The sequence below is a fragment of the Paraburkholderia terricola genome (assembly GCF_900142195.1).
Taxonomy (GTDB): domain Bacteria; phylum Pseudomonadota; class Gammaproteobacteria; order Burkholderiales; family Burkholderiaceae; genus Paraburkholderia; species Paraburkholderia terricola.
The window spans coordinates 62269-77496 of the sequence record NZ_FRAB01000006.1; the positions used below are offsets into that span (position 1 = coordinate 62269).

Consider the following 15228-nt stretch of genomic DNA (forward strand, 5'->3'; position numbering starts at 1 on the left):
GCGTTTGAGGAACGCGCATCGCGACGCTTTGGCGGGCCGCTTGCAGGGAAAGCCGGGCGCGAGAAACTGGCCGTTCGGCCGATGTAAAGGGGCACGCTTCCTGCGATAATCCAATGTCTGAATTTCATTGAAAAGACCTTCCGACAGCATGGCCCGAACCTCCGTCCCCAATCCAGCAACCAGCGCTCCGGCAGAACGGGCCGCGTGGCTGCGCGCGGAACTCGAACGCGCGAACTACGCGTATTACGTGCTCGATCAGCCGGATCTGCCGGACGCGGAATACGACAAGCTCTTCAAGGAGTTGGAGCAGATCGAGGCGGAGCACCCGGACCTGATCGTGCCGGATTCACCCACCCAGCGCGTGGGCGGCGAGGCGGCGAGCGGTTTCGAGCCGGTCCTGCACGATCAGCCCATGCTGTCGCTGAACAACGGCTTTGCCGACGAAGACATCGTCGCGTTCGACAAGCGCGTCGGCGACACGCTCGGCAACAACGCGAAAGAGCCGCCGGTGCCGGTCGATTACGCGACTGAGCTGAAGTTCGACGGCCTCGCCATTTCGCTGCGTTACGTCGACGGCACCTTCGTCCAGGCGGCCACGCGCGGCGACGGCACCACCGGCGAGAACGTCACCGAGAACGTCCGCACGATCCGCTCCATTCCGCTCAAGCTAAAAGGCAAGCGCGTGCCGCACATTCTCGACGTGCGCGGCGAAGTGCTGATGTTCAAGCGCGATTTCGAGCGCCTGAACGAACGGCAACGCGCGGCGGGGCACAAGGAGTTCGCCAATCCACGCAATGCGGCGGCGGGCAGTCTGCGGCAACTCGATTCGAAGATCACCGCGCAGCGGCCGCTGTCGTTTTTCGCTTATGGAATCGGCGTGCTCGACGGCATGGAGATGCCGGCCACGCATAGCGAACTGCTCGACTGGTACAAGGAACTCGGTTTGCCGGTGAACGGCGAACGGGCGGTGGTGAAGGGCGCCGCGGGTTTGCTGGCTTTCTTCCACGGCGTCGGCGAGAAGCGCGACCAGTTGCCCTACGACATCGACGGCGTGGTCTACAAGGTCAACCGTCGCGATGAGCAGGACGCGCTCGGCTTCGTATCGCGCGCGCCGCGCTTCGCGTTGGCGCACAAATTCCCCGCGCAGGAAGCGCTGACCAAACTCGTCGCAATCGACGTGCAGGTGGGCCGGACCGGCGCGATCACGCCGGTCGCGCGGCTGGAGCCGGTGTTCGTCGGCGGCGCGACGGTCACGAACGCCACGCTGCACAACGAAGACGAAATACGCCGCAAGGACATCCGCATCGGCGACACGGTAATCGTGCGGCGTGCGGGCGACGTGATTCCCGAGGTGGTGAGCGCGTTGCTCGACCGTCGCCCGGACGACGCCCGCGAATTCGTGATGCCCACGCATTGTCCGGTGTGCGGCTCGAACATCGAACGGCTGCCGGACGAGGCGATCGCGCGCTGCACCGGCGGACTGTTCTGCCCCGCGCAGCGCAAGCAGGCGCTGTGGCACTTCGCGCAGCGGCGCGCGCTGGACATCGACGGGCTGGGCGAAAAGATCATCGATCAACTGGTCGAGCAGAACCTGGTGCGCACGCCGGCCGATCTCTTCAACCTCGGTTTCGCAACGCTCGCCGAACTCGACCGGTTCGCCGAAAAATCCGCGCAGAATCTGCTCGACTCGCTCGACAAGGCCAAACACACTACGCTGGCGCGTTTCATTTACGCGCTCGGCATTCGCCATGTGGGCGAGTCGACGGCGAAGGATCTGGCGAAGCACTTCGGCTCGTTGAATCCGATCATGGATGCGTCCGTCGAAGCCTTGCTGGAGGTCAACGACGTGGGGCCGGTGGTCGCGGAGTCGATTCATCAGTTTTTCGCCGAGGAACACAACCGCACGGTGATCGAGCAACTGCGCGCGCCAGGCAAGGTAACGTGGCAGGAGGGGCCGCCCGCGCCGAAAGCGCCGCAAGGCGTGCTGGCCGGCAAGACGGTGGTGCTGACCGGCACCTTGCCTTCGCTGGCCCGCGAAGAGGCGAAGGAAATGCTGGAAGCGGCCGGCGCGAAAGTGGCGGGGTCCGTGTCGAAGAAAACGGACTATGTGGTGGCGGGCGCCGAAGCCGGCAGCAAGTTGGCGAAGGCCGAGGAACTCGGCATTCCGGTACTCGACGAAGATGGTATGCGTAAGCTCCTGGAGGGGCAGTTATGATCCGCGAAATTCTCAAGATGGGCGATCCGCGCCTTTTGCGCATTGCCGATCCGGTCGATCACTTCGATACGCCGGAACTCCATGAACTCGTCAAGGACATGTTCGAGACCATGCACGATGCGAACGGCGCGGGGCTCGCCGCGCCGCAGATCGGCGTCAACGTGCAGGTGGTGATCTTCGGCTTCGGGAGCAACGAACGCTATCCCGACGCGCCGCCGGTGCCCGAAACGGTGCTGATCAATCCGACCATCACGCCGGTCTCGCTGGATATGGAAGAGGGCTGGGAAGGCTGCCTGTCGGTGCCGGGCCTGCGCGGTGCGGTGAGCCGGTTCTCGATGATCAAGTATCACGGCTTCGATCAATTCGGCAAGCCGATCGATCGCGTCGCCGAGGGCTTTCACGCGCGGGTCGTGCAACACGAATGCGATCACCTGATCGGCAAGCTGTACCCGATGCGGATCAACGATTTCGCGAAGTTCGGCTTCACCGAGATCCTGTTTCCGGATATGGATCCGAATAGCGACGATTGAGGCTGCGTTTCCGAATCGCGGCATAAAAAACCCACGCGCTTGCGTGGGTTTTTTGTTGGGCGTCAAGCCGTTCGCGGTGTCGTTTCCGGCTGCTCTTCCGTCTGCCCGACCGGCCAGCCGAACGCGTTAAAACGACTCGTCCGGCGACAGATAGCGCCATTGTCCCGGCGGCAGCGCGCCGAGCGTTACCCGTCCCATCCGCACGCGCTTCAGTCCGACCACCTCGAGGCCGACCAGCTCGCACATGCGGCGGATCTGGCGCTTCTTGCCTTCGCGCAGCACGAAACGCAACTGCTCGCCGTTTTGCCAACTGACTTGCGCGGGCTTCAGCGGCACGTCGTCGAGCGACAGGCCGTGGCGCAGCAACGCAAGGCTTTCGGGCGGGAAGTGGCTTTCGACATCGGTGGTGTGCTCGCCGTACGACACGCGCACCAGATACTCCTTGTCGATCTCCGAATGGCCGCCGATCAGTTGCTTGGCGATGCGGCCGTCCTGCGTCAGCACCAGCAGGCCGGTCGAATCGATGTCCAGCCGTCCGGCCGGCGCCAATTGCCGCAGATGCGCGACCGAGAAGCGAATCGCGGAGCGGTCGCCTTCCCAGCGGTTTTCCGGCGTGACCAGCGTGATGGCCGGCTGATAGCCGTCTTCCGCCTGGCCCGACACGAAGCCGACCGTTTTATGGACCAGCACGGTGACCTGGCTCGCTTGCGCGGCTTCGGCGGCGGGGTCGATCTCGATGCGCTGATCCGGACGAACCTTGGTGCCGAGCGTGTCGATCCGCTCGCCGTCGACCAGCACCCAGCCTTTCTCGATCCACTCGTCGGCTTCGCGGCGTGAGCACAGGCCGAGTTCCGACATCAGCTTGGACAGGCGCAAGGTGCCGGGCGCGTCTTCGTAATCGCGACGCGGCGTGCGCGGGGCTGCGTCCATCTCGGGATTGCGTTTGGTGCGCGTTGCGGGCGCCGTGCCGCGCGGCTTGTCCGCACGCGCGGGGCGGTGGTCGTCGCCGAAACGGCGCGAGGCGGCCGGCAGCGTTTTGTCGACACTGCGGGCAGGGCGCTCGGCGCGTTCGCCACGTTCGCCGGTTCGCGCCGGGCGGTCGCCGAATTCACGTTTGGCCGGCGCACGTTCGCCGCGATCGTCGCGCGGTGCGCGCGCCGGACGGTCGGAGCGGTCGCCATAGCCGCTCTTGACGGGTTTTGCGAAGCCGCGCTCGCCACGCTCGGACGAGCCGCGCTCACCCTCGAAACGGCGCGGCGCGCTGTCGCTGCGCGGTGCCCGCTCGCCGCCGGAGCGGCGCTCTTGCGGGGCGCCACGGTCGCTACCGAAGCGCGGACGGTCAGCGCCTTCGTGTTCGCGTCGCGCCGGACGTTCGCCGCGCGGTCCGCCTTCCGATGGGCGGCCTGCGCCTGGACGCGGTCCGGTGAACGAACGGCGTTCGCCGTCATCGCGGCGCGGCGCGCGGTTGCCTTCGACGCTGCGGGGCGCGCGGTCGGTGCGGTTATCAGCGCCTTCGAAACGGCGGGGAGCGCGTTCGGCGCGATCGCCTGTGCTTTCGAAACGGCGCGGCGGGCGGTCGGTGCGGTCTCCGGCACCTTCAAACCGACGCGGAGCCCGTTCGCCTCGATCGCCAGCGCCTTCAAAGCGTCGGGGCGGGCGTTCGGTGCGATCGGCCGCACCTTCAAAACGGCGGGGAGCCCGTTCGGCGCGGTCCCCTGTACCTTCAAAACGGCGTGGGGCACGTTCGGTGCGATCGGCCGCGCCTTCAAAACGGCGGGGAGCCCGTTCGGCGCGGTCCCCTGTACCTTCAAAACGGCGTGGGGCACGTTCGCCGCGATCGCCAGCACCTTCAAAACGACGGGGAGCCCGTTCGCCGCGGTCCCCTGCGCCTTCAAACCGACGCGGCGCGCGCTCGCCCTCGGCGCGTCGCGGAGCCCGCTCGCCACTACCTTCAAAACGTCGCGGCGCGCCGCCGGCGCCTTCACGCCGCGGCGGTCGATCCGACGTCGTCCGGCGCGGCCCACCCGCATCCCGCTCGCGCGAAAACGACCCTTCCGCGCGCGGCGCGCGCGCGCCGGCACCCGCAGGTTTCCCGCCCGCCGGCCGCTTGCCGCCGCCCGCCGTCTTGCCGGCACCTTCGCCCCGTGCCCCGCTAAAACCCGCCGTCGACGATGACGGCTTGGGTCCGACCGGACGCGTCGGCTTACGCGCCGACGTGCTTCCGGTACGGACAGGGGCGCGTTCGGACGAAGCCGGCCGCGGGTGCTTGGCTGTTAATTTGACTCGCATGAAATCTCACACTGCGATCGCGCGCAGCAGTTCGGTCTCGACCTGAATTTGCAGGCGGTTGTCCGACAGACCGTTTCCATCCAGCAGGAACACGTCCTCGACGCGTTCGCCGAGCGTATTGATCCGCGCCGACGCGACGCCGACCCGGTGCTCGGCCAGCACGCGCGCGATCGAATAAAGAAGGCCTGGCCGGTCGTTCGCCGACACGGACAGGATGTAGTATTGGCCGCGCTCGTCGGCCCGAAGATCGACGCGCGGCGTAACAGGGAAGGTCCGCGACAGCCGCGACAAACGGCCTTTCGACGGCCCGGGGAGCAGGGTGCCGTCGCCGGTGAGGCGCGCGGTCAGTTCCTGTTCGACCAGATTGGCAATATCGCGATAATGCACGTCTTCTTCGGTGTGCGCGACGAGGAAATTATCGAGCGCATACCCGTGGCGGGTCGTGCTGACGCGTGCATCGAGCACCGACAGGCCGTTGCGGTCGAAATACGCGCAAATGCCGGCAAACAGATCGGGCTGGTCTTTCACGTACACCAGCACCTGGAGCGCCTCGCCGATCGGCGACGGACGCGCCCGCACGATCGGTGTAGGCGTTTCGACATGGCGGTACAGCACGCGCGTCTGCCATGCGATGTCCGCGGCGTCATGGCGCAGGAAATAGCCGACGTCCAACTGATCCCACAACGCCTTTTGCGCGCCTTCCGGCACGGTTTCGAGACGCAGCAGCGCGAGCGCCTCTTCCTGGCGCGATTTCAGTTCGGAATGCGCGTCCGGCCGCGCGCCGCCGAGCACCGCGAGCGTGGCGCGGTACAGGTCCTCGAGCAGCTTGCCTTTCCAGGTGTTCCAGACTTTCGGGCTGGTGCCGCGAATGTCGGCCACCGTCAGCAGATAGAGCGTGGTAAGCCGGCGCTCGGTGCCGACCAGTTCGGCAAAGCGCTTGATGACTTCCGGGTCGCTCGTGTCCTGCTTTTGCGCGACCTGGCTCATGGTCAGGTGCTGCTGAACCAGCCATACGACCAGTTCGCCGTCCTCTCCCTCGATGCCGTGATTGCGGCAGAAGCGTCGCGCGTCGGCCATGCCTAGCTGCGAGTGGTCGCCGCCGCGGCCCTTGGCGATGTCGTGAAACAGCGCCGCCACGTACAGCACCCAAGGGCGGTCGAGGTTGGCGATCAACTGACTGCAGAACGGATATTCGTGCGCGTGCTCGGCCACCGCGAAACGGCGCAGATTACGCAGCACCATCAGAATGTGCTGATCGACGGTGTAGACGTGATACAGGTCATGCTGCATCTGTCCGACGATGCGCCGGAAGTTCAGCAGATAGCGCCCGAGCACGCTGGTCTGGTTCATCAGGCGCAGCGCGTGCGTGATGCCGGCCGGCTGCTTCAGGATCTCCATGAAGAGTCGCCGGTTTTCCGGATCGCGCCGCCAGTGCTGATCCATCGCGTCGCGGGCGTTGTAGAGCGCGCGCAAGGTACGCGCTGACAGGCCCTTCACGCCAGGTGTCTGTTCGTACAGCAGGAAGGCTTCGAGGATCGCATTCGGCTCGCGCTCGAACACGTCGTCGCTGGCGATCTCCAGCATGCCCTGCTTCTCGACGAAACGATCCGACAACACCCGGGTAATGCCGCTGGTGCTGGGGAAAAGCTGCGCCTCGATGTTCTGGATCAGGATCGTGGCGAGTTGCGTGACGGCCTTGGCGGACCAGTAATAGCGGCGCATCAGCTGTTCGCTGGCGCGCTTGGTGGCGGTCGGCTTGTAGCCGAAACTTTCGGCCACCGCCGTTTGCAGGTCGAACACCAGAATGTCCTGACGACGCCCGGCGGTCACATGCAGGCGGGCGCGCAGCGATTTGAGGAAGCCCTCGTTGCGGCGCAATTCGCGCGCTTCGCGCTCGGTGATCAGGCCGCGCGCTTCCAGTTCGCGCCAGCTGCTGCCGAACCCGGCCGCCTGGGTGATCCACAGAATCAGTTGCAGATCGCGCAGACCGCCCGGACTTTCCTTGATGTTTGGCTCGAGCGCGTAAGGCGTGTCCTGAAACTTGGCGTGGCGCTGACGCATTTCCAGCACTTTCGCCTGGAAGAACGCGCGCGGGTCGAGCGCCTCGCGATAGCGCTTGCCGAAGTCGTTGAACAGTGCCGTGCTGCCCGTGATGCGTCGCGCTTCCAGCAGCGACGTGCGCACGGTGACGTCGTTGGCGGCTTCCTCGAGACATTGCGAGACGCTGCGCACGCTGCTGCCGAGTTCCAGCCCCAAATCCCACGCGAGGCTGATAAAGCGTTCGATGCGCGCTTCCAGGTGCGCGATCGGCGTGTCGGGCAGCAACACGAGGATGTCGATGTCCGAGTGCGGCGCGAGTTCGCCCCGCCCATAGCCGCCGACGGCCAGCAACGCCAGTTCCGGCGGCAGTTCGCAGGTGTTCCAGGCGGCGCGCAGCGACTCGTCGGTGGTGCGCGCGAGCGCGGCCATCAACGCGTCGACGTTGGTGGCCGTCTTGAAGCGTTCCAGCAACTGGGCTTTGGCCACTTTGTAGTCCGCCTTGAGCGACGTGGCATGGGATGGGGCGACGGCTGGAACACTACTCATTGGCAGGAGGGCGAGGTCGGAAGTCGTTCAGGCGGTGGCCGCGACGACCGGCGGACGCGCGGGCGTGCCGGCGGACACGGTGAGCACGTCATGGCCGGTTTCCGTGACGAGGATCGTGTGTTCCCATTGCGCCGACAGGCTGCGGTCCTTGGTCTTGACGGTCCACTGGTCCGGCATGGTGCGGATGTCGCGGCGGCCGGCGTTGATCATCGGCTCGATCGTGAAGATCATGCCCGCCTGCAGTTCCAGCCCGGTGCCGGGGCGGCCGTAATGCAGGATCTGCGGGTCTTCGTGGAACACGGTGCCGATGCCGTGGCCGCAATATTCGCGCACCACGCTGTAGCCGTGGCCCTCGGCATGCTTCTGGATCGCATAGCCGATGTCGCCCAGATGCGCGCCCGGGCGCACCTGATCGATACCGAGCCACATGCATTCGAAGGTGGTCTGCACGAGCCGCTTGGCCAGGATCGAGCCCTCGCCGACGATGAACATGCGGCTGGTGTCGCCGAAATAGCCTTCCTTGATGACCGTGACGTCGATATTCAGCGCGTCGTCGTTCTTCAGCGTCTTGTCGCCCGGAATGCCGTGGCAGATCACGTCGTTGACGGAGATGCAGGTGGCTTTCGGATAGGGCGGATAGCCGGGCGGCTGATAGTTCAAGGGCGCCGGAATCGTGCCCTGTTCCTTCAGCATGTATTCGTGGCACAGACGGTCGAGTTCACCGGTGGTGATGCCGGCCGTGACGAACGGCGTGATGTAGTCGAGCACTTCGCTGGCAAGCTTGCAAGCGACGCGCATTTGCGCGATATCGTGTTCGTTTTTGAGCGTAATAGCCATGAGCCGGGCCTGAAATGCGATTTATTGCGAGATTATCGCACCATATTCCGGCTGCCGCAGGGTTTTGCGATAGGCGCGGCGGCTTGGCGGGCGCGTTTTCAGCGGCTTGCGGCAAGCATGGACGAGCGTTCGGATGCAACCCGGCTGCGGCAAAGGGAGCCGCCGGGCAGGTTGAGTCGGCCGATAGTCACGTGCTATAATCTTTGGCTAAGTCGATCCCTGTCTTGCTTTGTGTTTCTCGGTATGAGTGAGGGCGCAGGCGCAGGAGGGAAGACTTCTCGTAGTGCTGGTTGCCTGTGCTACGGGGTGAAGCAGCAGTAAAAAGAGGCAGCAGATTAGCAGCAACTCGCAAGCCGGCGCACCCAGGGTGTCCGTCGCGTTCAGCCACAAAGGCGGCGCGGCCGATACGGCAGCCGGCTTAAGACCCAACCCTCGCGGAGATTTTCATGGCAGTTACCATGCGTCAAATGCTGGAAGCCGGTGTCCACTTCGGTCACCAAACGCGCTTCTGGAATCCGAAGATGGCCCCCTTCATTTTCGGCCATCGCAACAAGATTCACATCATCAACCTCGAAAAGACGCTGCCGATGTACAACGACGCGCTGAAGTACGCGCGTCAACTGGCGGCAAACCGCGGCACGATCCTGTTCGTCGGCACGAAGCGTCAATCGCGCGACACGATCGCTGAAGAAGCGCAGCGCGCCGGCATGCCGTACGTCAACGCACGCTGGCTCGGCGGCATGCTGACCAACTTCAAGACGCTGAAGGTATCGATCAAGCGCCTGAAAGACATGGAAGCGGCGCTGGAAGCCGGCGAAACCGAACGCATGAGCAAGAAGGAAGCGCTGCTGTTCGAGCGCGAAATGGCCAAGCTGCAAAAGTCGATCGGCGGCGTGAAGGACATGGGCGGTATTCCGGACGCGATCTTCGTGGTCGACGTCGGTTACCACAAGATTGCCGTCACCGAAGCCAACAAGCTCGGCGTGCCGGTCATCGCCGTGGTCGACACGAACCACTCGCCGGAAGGCATCGACTACGTGATCCCGGGTAACGACGACGCCAGCAAGGCTGTCGCTCTGTACACGGCTGGCGTGGCTGACGCGATTCTCGAAGGCCGTGCGAATGCGGTCAACGAAGTGGTGCAGGCTGCACGTGGCGGCGACGGCGACGAGTTCGTCGAGGTCAACTCGGAAGCGTAAAGCTGCCCCGTGTCCGGCAAAAAAGGGGGCTTTCTACAGGCCCCCTTTTTTTAAGCCGCGACGTCGTGGGGCACTGTTCATGGCGGTCAGAACTGGCCGAAGCGGTGCCCAAAGCGTTGTCTGTGAAAAATACGCACAGCGCTGAAACGAATTCTTGCCCCCGGTATCGAAGTCCGGGCGGCGTGTCAAAGACGGAACTCAAGGAGCAAATGATGGCGGCAATTACCGCAAGCATGGTTGCAGAACTGCGCGCAAAGACCGACGCGCCGATGATGGAATGCAAGAAGGCGCTGACGGAAGCCGACGGCGACATGGCGCGCGCCGAAGAATTGCTGCGCGTGAAGCTGGGCAACAAGGCCAGCAAGGCGGCATCGCGCGTGACGGCTGAAGGCGTGGTTGCGTCGTTCATCGGCGGCAATGCGGGTTCGCTGGTCGAGCTGAACTGCGAAACCGACTTCGTTTCGAAAAACGACGACTTCCTCGCGTTCTCGAAGAAGGTCGCCGAGCTGGTCGCCACGCAAAACCCGGCCGACGTCGCCGCGCTGGCGGCACTGCCGCTGGACGGCCAGACGGTCGACGCAGTGCGCCTCGCGCTGGTCGGCAAGATCGGTGAAAACCTGTCGATCCGCCGTTTCGTGCGTTTCGAAACCCCGAACAAACTGGCGGCGTACCTGCACGGCACGCGTATCGGCGTGCTGGTCGAATACACCGGCGCGGACGAGCAGGTCGGCAAGGACGTCGCCATGCACATCGCCGCGATGAAGCCGGTTTCGCTGTCGTCGGACGACGTGCCTGCGGACCTGATCGCCAAGGAGCGCAGCATTGCCGAGCAGAAGGCCGCCGAATCGGGCAAGCCGGCTGAAATCGTCGCCAAGATGGTCGACGGCAGCGTGCAGAAGTACCTGAAGGAAGTGTCGCTGCTGAACCAGACGTTCGTTAAGAACGACAAGCAGACGATCGAGCAGATGCTCAAGGCCGGCAATGCGAGCGTCCAGAAGTTCGCGCTGTTCGTGGTCGGCGAAGGCATCGAGAAGAAGCAGGACGACTTCGCGGCCGAAGTGGCTGCTCAAGTCGCTGCTGCAAAGCAACAATAAGTCTCATATCGAAGCTTCATCGTAGTATCGTTGGACCCGCGGCGGAGCAAGACTTTGCCGCGGTCGGCGGCGCCGCAAGGCTGCGCGCGGGTTGGTCCCGGCCGCGCGGCCGCCGGCGAACCCCAGGGTTCGTGAATTTGGCGGCGCTTGCCCGAATCAGCGTTTCACCCCTACATTAGTCCCTTGTTGTTGCCCTGTTCTGCGCGATCTGGATACCCCTATGCCCATTGCCTATAAACGCGTCCTGCTCAAACTCTCCGGTGAAGCTCTGATGGGCGACGATGCCTTCGGCATCAATCGCGCGACCATCGAACGAATGGTGGCGGACGTGGCCGAAGTGGTCCGTCTCGGAACGCAGCTGGCCGTGGTGATCGGCGGCGGTAATATTTTTCGCGGCGTAGCAGGCGGCGCGGCCGGCATGGATCGCGCCACGGCTGACTACATGGGCATGCTGGCCACCATGATGAACGCGCTGGCGTTGCAGGACGCAATGCGCCACGCCGGTATCGAAGCACGCGTGCAATCCGCGCTGCGCATGGACCAGGTGGTCGAGCCGTACATCCGGCCCCGCGCGATTCGCCAACTGGAAGAAGGCAAGGTCGTGATTTTCGCGGCCGGCACCGGCAACCCGTTCTTCACGACGGATACGGCCGCCGCGCTGCGCGGCTCCGAAATCGGCGCGGAAGTCGTGCTGAAGGCCACCAAGGTGGACGGCGTCTATTCCGCCGACCCGAAAAAAGACCCGAGCGCCACCCGTTACACCACGATCAGCTTCGACGAGGCGATCGGCCGCAACCTGCAGGTGATGGACGCCACGGCATTCGCGCTGTGCCGCGACCAGAAGCTGCCGATCCGCGTGTTTTCGATCGTCAAGCCGGGCGCGCTCAAACGCATCGTACAAGGCGAGGACGAGGGCACCCTCGTCCACGTGTAAACTCTCGTTCACATAACGTGGGCTTTAGCGCGAGCAGTGGCCGCCGCATATCGCGCGCGCTGGCCGGCTCGCACCGTTTTGAAAGTTCGGAGGTTTAAAAATGTCTGTGGCTGATATCCGCAAGGGCGCTGAGCAAAAGATGCAGCGTTCCATCGACGCGTTCAAGAACGACCTGTCGAAGATCCGCACGGGCCGTGCGCACACTGGCCTGCTCGATCATATCCAGTGCGATTACTACGGTTCGCCGGTGCCGATCTCGCAGGTCGCGAACCTGACGCTGATCGACGCACGCACGATCGGCGTGCAGCCGTGGGAAAAGAAGATGGTGCAGGTCGTCGAAAAGGCGATCCGCGAGTCGGACCTCGGTCTGAACCCCGCCACGCAAGGCGACGTGATCCGCGTCCCGATGCCCGCGCTCACCGAGGAACGCCGCCGCGAACTGACCAAGGTGGTCAAGAGCGAAGCCGAAACGGCCAAGGTCGCCGTGCGCAACCTGCGCCGTGACGCCAACGAGCAACTCAAGAAGCTCGTGAAAGACAAGGAAATTTCAGAAGACGACGAGCGTCGAGCGGGTGACGATATTCAGAAGCTGACGGACAAATTCGTCGCTGAAATCGACAAGCTCGTCGTGACCAAGGAAGCCGAGATCATGACGGTCTGAGGCCGTCTGGCTCAGTACCTTCACGGTTTCCACTTCTTTATTTGCAGTCACTGTCCCGACGGCCATGACCTATACCAGCTCAACCGTGCGCGTGCCTGATGTCGCCGCGGTGCCGCGACATATCGCGATCATCATGGACGGCAATGGCCGTTGGGCCACCCAGCGGCGCCTGCCGCGCGTGGCCGGCCATACGCGCGGCGTCGACGCGGTGCGTGCGGCCGTCGAGGCATGCGCCCGGCAGGGCGTCGAATATCTGACGCTGTTCGCCTTCAGCTCCGAGAACTGGCGCCGTCCGAACGACGAAGTCTCGTTCCTGATGCGCCTGTTCGTCACCGCGCTGGAGCGCGAAATCGGCAAGCTGCACGCAAACGGCATCCGGTTGCGCGTGGTGGGCGACCTGTCCAAATTCGACACCCGCATCCGCGATCTGATCAAGCGCGCGGAATCGAAGACCGCGCGCAATACTCGTCTCACACTGACCATCGCCGCCAATTACGGCGGTCGATGGGACATCATGCAGGCTACCCGCAAGCTCGCCGAGCAATCGGCGCTGGCGGGCAAGGCGGTCGAGATCAACGAGGAATCGTTCGCCGAACACCTGTCCATGGCCTATGCGCCCGAGCCGGACCTGTTCATCCGCACGGGCGGCGAGCGCCGCGTCAGCAACTTCCTGCTGTGGCAACTCGCATACACCGAGTTCTATTTCACCGACACCTTCTGGCCGGACTTCGACGCCGACGCGCTCGGCCACGCCATCGCATCGTACGCCGAGCGTGAGCGCCGCTTCGGCCGCACCAGTGCTCAACTCGAGCCGCAATCGCAAAACGTCGATTCGCTCCCATGCTAAGAACCCGTGTCATCACGGCGATCATCCTGCTGGCGGTGTTCCTGCCGGTCACGCTGTTCGCGCCGGTGGGCGCGTTCGGCGCGCTGATCGCCTTTGTCGTCGTGTTCGCCGCATGGGAGTGGGCGCGACTGCTGAAGCTGGGCGGCGCGGGCCCGGTGATTTACGCGCTGGTCGCCGCGGTGGCCCTGGTGGCGAGCACGTGGCTCGGCGCTGGTGTCGAGAAACCCCGGCCGCTCTTTCAGGCGGCCGCCATTTTCTGGCTGATCGCGGGGCCTTATGTGCTGCTGCGCAAGCCGGCGCTCGCTCAGGGCGCCTGGCGCGCCTTCCTGTTCCTTGCTGGCATTGTGGTATTCGTCGCGTGCTGGCATGCTCTCGTCGCCGCGCGCATGAAGGGCGTGCCGTTCGTGCTGTCGCTGCTCCTATTGGTATGGCTGGCCGATATCGGCGCATACTTCTCGGGAAAAGCGTTCGGAAAACACAAGCTGGCGCCAGCCATCAGTCCGGGCAAGACCTGGGAGGGCGCGATCGGCGGCTGGCTGGTGGTGATGATCGTCGCGGCGGCGGCGGTCTTTTTGCAGGCGTTCGAGCCGACGCTGTATTCTGCGCTGCTGGCGCAACTGGGCGCCGTACGCACGCTGCTCGCACTGACCTTGCTGGTGGCATTCAGCGTGGTGGGCGACCTGTTCGAATCGATGTTGAAACGCCAGGCCGGAGTGAAGGATTCAAGCGGCCTGTTGCCGGGGCACGGCGGCGTGCTCGATCGCATCGACGCATTGTTGCCGGTGCTGCCGCTTGCCATGCTGCTGCTCGGCTAGAGAAAGAGATATGCAAAAACGTCTGACATTGCTCGGTTCCACGGGCTCGATTGGAGACAGCACGCTCGACGTCGTCGCGCGTCATCCCGAGCGCTTTTCGGTTTACGCGCTCAGCGCGCATCGCAACGGCGACAAGCTCGCCGAGCAATGCCTGCGCTTTCAGCCGGAAGTCGCGGTGGTCGGCGACGCCGACACGGCCGCGCGCGTCGCCGCGAAACTGCGCGCCGCGGGTTGCAAGACCGAGGTGACGTACGGACCGCAGGCGCTCGTCGACGTGTCGAAGAGCGACGGCTGCGACACGGTGGTCGCGGCGATCGTCGGCGCGGCCGGCCTCGCGCCCAGTCTCGCCGCCGCGCGTGCCGGCAAGCGCATTCTGCTCGCCAATAAGGAAGCGCTGGTGATGTCCGGCGCGATCTTCATGGACGCAGTGCGCGACAACGGCGCCGTCCTGCTGCCGGTCGACAGCGAACACAACGCGATTTTCCAATGCCTGCCGCGCGAAGCCGCGTTGCATGGCGGGGTCTCCAAGATCATTCTGACGGCCTCGGGCGGACCCTTCCGCACGCGTGAACCGGCCACGCTCGCCAACATTACGCCGGAAGAGGCCTGCAAGCATCCGAACTGGGTGATGGGCCGCAAGATTTCGGTCGACTCGGCCACGATGATGAACAAGGGCCTCGAAGTGATCGAGGCGCACTGGCTGTTCGGCTTGCCGGGCGAGCGCATCGACGTGCTGATCCATCCGCAAAGCGTGATTCACTCGCTCGTTTCTTACGCCGACGGCTCGGTGCTCGCGCAACTCGGCAACCCCGACATGCGCACGCCGATCGCGCACGCGCTGGCGTTTCCGGATCGCGTGGATTCGGGCGTCGCTCAACTCGATCTCGCGGAAATCGCATCGCTGTCGTTCGAAAAACCGGATTACGCCCGCTTTCCGTGTCTCGCGCTCGCCATGAAGGCGTTGGCCGCGGGCGGGGTGGCCAGCGCGGCGTTGAATGCCGCGAACGAAATCGCCGTTGAAGCGTTCCTGTCGCGCCAGATCGGTTTCATGAAGATCGCGGAAGTGGTCGAGGCGGTACTCAATGCGCTGCCGAACCGCAGCGCGCACGTGCTCGAGGACGTGATCGAAGCGGATGCCGCCGCGCGTCGCTCCGCTGCCGAACTCATCGCGCGCCTGCCCGACGGCGCACGTCGTACGGAACGCGCCGTCCAGTGAGGCGC

12 protein-coding genes are annotated in these 15228 nt (G+C 64.6%); 9 read left to right on the forward strand and 3 right to left on the reverse strand.

The window, feature by feature from the left end; all coding sequences use genetic code 11:
- Positions 1-148: 148 nt before the first annotated feature.
- Together ligA and def are read left to right on the forward strand one after the other, a co-directional pair.
- On the forward strand, positions 149-2215 hold the full coding sequence (gene ligA / locus BUE39_RS07255) for an NAD-dependent DNA ligase LigA (RefSeq protein WP_073427975.1): 2067 nt from the start codon (positions 149-151) through the stop codon (positions 2213-2215).
- Positions 2212-2745 (forward strand): peptide deformylase, encoded by a 534-nt coding sequence (def, locus tag BUE39_RS07260; RefSeq protein WP_073427976.1) that lies wholly within the window; start codon positions 2212-2214, stop codon positions 2743-2745. Before ligA ends, def begins: the two co-directional genes overlap by 4 nt.
- 126 nt (positions 2746-2871) lie before the next feature.
- On the opposite strand, the gene BUE39_RS07265 is transcribed toward def, so the two are convergent.
- The 3 genes from BUE39_RS07265 to map are packed head-to-tail and all read right to left on the reverse strand — an operon-like array spanning position 2872 to position 8457.
- Complete coding sequence (locus BUE39_RS07265) at positions 2872-5034, reverse strand: pseudouridine synthase (RefSeq protein ID WP_073427977.1); 2163 nt, start codon at positions 5032-5034, stop codon at positions 2872-2874.
- Positions 5035-5040: 6 nt separating this feature from the next.
- Positions 5041-7620 carry a [protein-PII] uridylyltransferase gene (locus BUE39_RS07270; protein ID WP_073427978.1) on the reverse strand — a complete coding sequence of 860 codons (2580 nt, stop codon included), beginning with the start codon at positions 7618-7620 and terminating at the stop codon, positions 5041-5043.
- A gap of 27 nt (positions 7621-7647) precedes the next feature.
- Entirely contained in the window at positions 7648-8457 is an 810-nt protein-coding gene (gene map, locus BUE39_RS07275) for a type I methionyl aminopeptidase (RefSeq protein ID WP_073427979.1), read from the reverse strand.
- 446 nt (positions 8458-8903) lie between these two features.
- Between map and rpsB the strand changes: the two genes are divergently transcribed.
- From rpsB to BUE39_RS07310, 7 genes are all read left to right on the forward strand, one after another.
- Positions 8904-9656: a 30S ribosomal protein S2 gene (rpsB, locus tag BUE39_RS07280; RefSeq protein ID WP_073427980.1), complete on the forward strand. Its 753-nt coding sequence runs from the start codon at positions 8904-8906 to the stop codon at positions 9654-9656.
- Between the two features lie 212 nt (positions 9657-9868).
- Positions 9869-10750 (forward strand): translation elongation factor Ts, encoded by an 882-nt coding sequence (gene tsf, locus BUE39_RS07285; protein WP_073427981.1) that lies wholly within the window; start codon positions 9869-9871, stop codon positions 10748-10750.
- A 220-nt stretch (positions 10751-10970) separates the two neighbouring features.
- Positions 10971-11684, forward strand: a complete 714-nt coding sequence (gene pyrH / locus BUE39_RS07290; RefSeq protein ID WP_007181434.1) for a UMP kinase — start codon at positions 10971-10973, stop codon at positions 11682-11684.
- Positions 11685-11784: 100 nt separating this feature from the next.
- Entirely contained in the window at positions 11785-12345 is a 561-nt protein-coding gene (frr, locus tag BUE39_RS07295) for a ribosome recycling factor (protein ID WP_073427982.1), read from the forward strand.
- 64 nt (positions 12346-12409) lie between these two features.
- Positions 12410-13192: a polyprenyl diphosphate synthase gene (gene uppS, locus BUE39_RS07300; protein WP_073427983.1), complete on the forward strand. Its 783-nt coding sequence runs from the start codon at positions 12410-12412 to the stop codon at positions 13190-13192.
- The gene (locus BUE39_RS07305) at positions 13186-14007 is read left to right on the forward strand and encodes a phosphatidate cytidylyltransferase (protein ID WP_073427984.1); all 822 of its coding nucleotides are present in this window, start codon (positions 13186-13188) and stop codon (positions 14005-14007) included. Before uppS ends, BUE39_RS07305 begins: the two co-directional genes overlap by 7 nt.
- Positions 14008-14017: 10 nt before the next feature.
- Positions 14018-15223: a 1-deoxy-D-xylulose-5-phosphate reductoisomerase gene (locus BUE39_RS07310; protein ID WP_073427985.1), complete on the forward strand. Its 1206-nt coding sequence runs from the start codon at positions 14018-14020 to the stop codon at positions 15221-15223.
- Positions 15224-15228 lie beyond the last annotated feature (5 nt).

Bases quoted from the DNA above. Each gene is read 5' to 3' on its own strand.
- ligA (WP_073427975.1), top strand. From the start codon at position 149: ATGGCCCGAACCTCCGTCCCCAATCCAGCAACCAGCGCTCCGGCAGAA.
- def (WP_073427976.1), top strand. From the start codon at position 2,212: ATGATCCGCGAAATTCTCAAGATGGGCGATCCGCGCCTTTTGCGCATT.
- BUE39_RS07265 (WP_073427977.1), bottom strand. From the start codon at position 5,034: ATGCGAGTCAAATTAACAGCCAAGCACCCGCGGCCGGCTTCGTCCGAA.
- BUE39_RS07270 (WP_073427978.1), bottom strand. From the start codon at position 7,620: ATGAGTAGTGTTCCAGCCGTCGCCCCATCCCATGCCACGTCGCTCAAG.
- map (WP_073427979.1), bottom strand. From the start codon at position 8,457: ATGGCTATTACGCTCAAAAACGAACACGATATCGCGCAAATGCGCGTC.
- rpsB (WP_073427980.1), top strand. From the start codon at position 8,904: ATGGCAGTTACCATGCGTCAAATGCTGGAAGCCGGTGTCCACTTCGGT.
- tsf (WP_073427981.1), top strand. From the start codon at position 9,869: ATGGCGGCAATTACCGCAAGCATGGTTGCAGAACTGCGCGCAAAGACC.
- pyrH (WP_007181434.1), top strand. From the start codon at position 10,971: ATGCCCATTGCCTATAAACGCGTCCTGCTCAAACTCTCCGGTGAAGCT.
- frr (WP_073427982.1), top strand. From the start codon at position 11,785: ATGTCTGTGGCTGATATCCGCAAGGGCGCTGAGCAAAAGATGCAGCGT.
- uppS (WP_073427983.1), top strand. From the start codon at position 12,410: ATGACCTATACCAGCTCAACCGTGCGCGTGCCTGATGTCGCCGCGGTG.
- BUE39_RS07305 (WP_073427984.1), top strand. From the start codon at position 13,186: ATGCTAAGAACCCGTGTCATCACGGCGATCATCCTGCTGGCGGTGTTC.
- BUE39_RS07310 (WP_073427985.1), top strand. From the start codon at position 14,018: ATGCAAAAACGTCTGACATTGCTCGGTTCCACGGGCTCGATTGGAGAC.